The following is a 2,669-nucleotide window of genomic DNA, read 5'->3' as shown; positions in this document are numbered from 1 at the left end:
TCGTAGGGGCTGTCGATGCCGGTGAAGTTCTTCAGCTGCCCGGCGCGGGCCTTCTTGTAGAGGCCCTTGACGTCGCGCTGCTCGGCCAGGGCCAGGGGGGTGTCGACGAAGACCTCGACGAACTCGCCGTCGGCCAGGATCTCGCGGGCCAGGCGGCGCTCGGCCCGGAAGGGGGAGATGAAGGCGGTCAGGACGATCAGGCCGGCGTCGACCATCAGCTTGGCCACCTCGGCCACGCGGCGGATGTTCTCGACCCGGTCCTCCTCGGTGAAGCCCAGGTTCCTGTTGAGGCCATGGCGGACATTGTCGCCGTCCAGCAGATAGGTGTGGCGGCCCAGGGCGTGCAGGCGCTTTTCGACCAGGTTGGCGATGGTCGACTTGCCCGCCCCCGACAGGCCCGTCAGCCACACCACCCGGCCGCGCTGGCCCTTCAGGGCCGCCCGCGAGGCCTTGCTGACGTCGGTGTGCTGCCAGTGGATGTTGTCGGCCCGGCGCAGGGCGAAGTTGATCAGCCCGGCCCCGACGGTGCGGTTGCTGATCCGGTCGATCAGGATGAAGCCGCCCAGGTCGCGGTTTTGGGCGTAGGGCTCGAACGGGATGGCCTGGTCCAGCGACAGGTTGACCAGGCCGATCTCGTTGAGCTCCAGCTTCTTGGCCGCCAGGTGCTCCAGGGTGTTGACGTTGACCCGGTGCTTGATCTCGGTGACGCTGGCCCCGACCGTGCGGGTCCCGATCTTCAGCAGGTAGGCGCGGCCCGGCGGCAGGGGCTCGTCGTCCATCCACACCACGGTGGCCTCGAACTGGCCGGCCACGGCGACCGGGTCGTCGGCGGCCACCAGGACGTCGCCGCGGCTGACGTCGATCTCGTCGGCCAGGGTGAGGGTCACCGACTGGCCGGCATAGGCCTCGGCCAGGTCGTCGGGCTTGGCGACGATGCGGGCCACGGTGCTCTGGCGGCCCGAGGGCAGGGACTTGACCCGGTCGCCGGGCTTGACCGTCCCGGCGGCGATCTGGCCCGAGAAGCCCCGGAAGTCGAGATTGGGCCGGTTGACCCACTGGACGGGCATGCGGAAGGCTTGGCCGCGCAGGTCGTCCTCGACCTCGACGCCTTCCAGCCAGTCCATCAGGATCGGACCGGAATACCAGGGCGAGTCCTCGCCGCGACTGGCCATGTTGGCCCCGGTCAGGCCCGAGATCGGGATCGGGGTGAAGGTCTGCAGGCCGATCTGGTCGGCGAAGGCGCGATAGTCGGCGACGATGGCGTCGAACACCGCCGGGTCCCAGCCGACCAGGTCCATCTTGTTGACCGCCAGCACCACGTGGCGGATGCCCAGGAGCTTGACCAGGTAGGAGTGGCGGCGGGTCTGGGTCAGCACCCCCTTGCGGGCGTCGATCAGGATCACCGCGGCGTCGGCGGTCGAGGCGCCGGTGACCATGTTGCGGGTGTACTGCTCGTGGCCGGGGGTGTCGGCGACGATGAACTTGCGCTTGTCGGTGGAAAAGAACCGATAGGCGACATCGATGGTGATGCCCTGCTCGCGCTCGGCGGCCAGGCCGTCGACCAGCAGGGCGAAGTCGATCGCCCCGCCCTGGGTGCCCACCCGCCGGCTGTCGGCCTCCAGGGCCGCCATCTGGTCCTCGAAGATCATCTTGCTGTCGTAGAGCAGCCGGCCGATCAGGGTCGACTTGCCGTCGTCCACCGACCCGCAGGTGATGAAGCGCAGCAGCGACTTGTGCTGGTGGGCGACCAGATAGGCGTCGATGTCGTCGGCGATCAGGTCGGAGGGCTTGTAGACCGTGGCCTTGTCGGCCGTGACGGGGGCGGCGGCGGTCATCTAGAAATAGCCTTCCTGCTTCTTCTTCTCCATCGAGGCGGACTGGTCATGGTCGATGACCCGGCCCTGGCGCTCGCTGGTGGTGGTCAGCAGCATCTCCTGGATCACTTCGGGCAGGGTGGCGGCATGGCTCTCCACCGCCCCGGTCAGCGGGTAGCAGCCCAGGGTGCGGAACCGCACGCTCTTCATCTGCGGGACCTCGCCGGGCCGCAGGCGGAAGCGCTCGTCGTCGACCATGATCAGCGACCCGTCGCGCTCGACCACCGGCCGCTCGGCGGCGAAGTACAGCGGCACGATCGGGATGGCCTCCAGGTGGATGTATTGCCACACGTCCAGCTCGGTCCAGTTGGAGATCGGAAACACCCGCAGGCTCTCGCCCGGATGCTTGCGGGTGTTGTAGAGCTTCCACAGCTCGGGCCGCTGGTCCTTGGGGTCCCAGCGCTGCTCGGCGGTGCGGAAGCTGAACACCCGCTCCTTGGCCCGGCTCTTCTCCTCGTCGCGGCGCGCCCCGCCGAACGCCGCGTCGAAGCCGTGCTTGGCCAGGGCCTGCTTGAGGCCCTCGGTCTTCCAAAGGTCGGTGTGCAGGGCGCTGCCGTGGTCGAACGGGTTGATCCCCCGCGCCTGCGCGTCCGGGTTCTTGTGGACCAGCAGCTCGAAGCCCAGCTGCTGGGCGATGGTGTCGCGCAGTTCGTACATCGCCCGGAACTTCCAGGTGGTGTCCACGTGCAGCAGCGGGAACGGCGGCCTGGACGGATAGAACGCCTTGGCCGCCAGGTGCAGCATCACCGCGCTGTCCTTGCCGATCGAGTACAGCATCACCGGCTTCTCGCACTC

Annotated in this window: 2 protein-coding genes; both read right to left on the bottom strand. The window is 68.5% G+C overall.

The window, feature by feature from the left end; genetic code table 11:
* A partial coding sequence (gene cysN / locus AC07NX_RS26160; protein ID WP_494646040.1) for a sulfate adenylyltransferase subunit CysN occupies positions 1–1,835 on the bottom strand: 1,835 nt, incomplete at its 3' end.
* The coding region (cysD, locus tag AC07NX_RS26155) for a sulfate adenylyltransferase subunit CysD (RefSeq protein ID WP_494646038.1) at positions 1,836–2,669 on the bottom strand (834 nt) is incomplete at its 5' end. It abuts the gene before it with no gap.

Source organism: Caulobacter sp. GW821-FHT09A05 (assembly GCF_059418465.1).
Note: the sequence above shows the minus strand (reverse complement) of the source record. Positions and strands in the feature narration are given on the sequence as shown.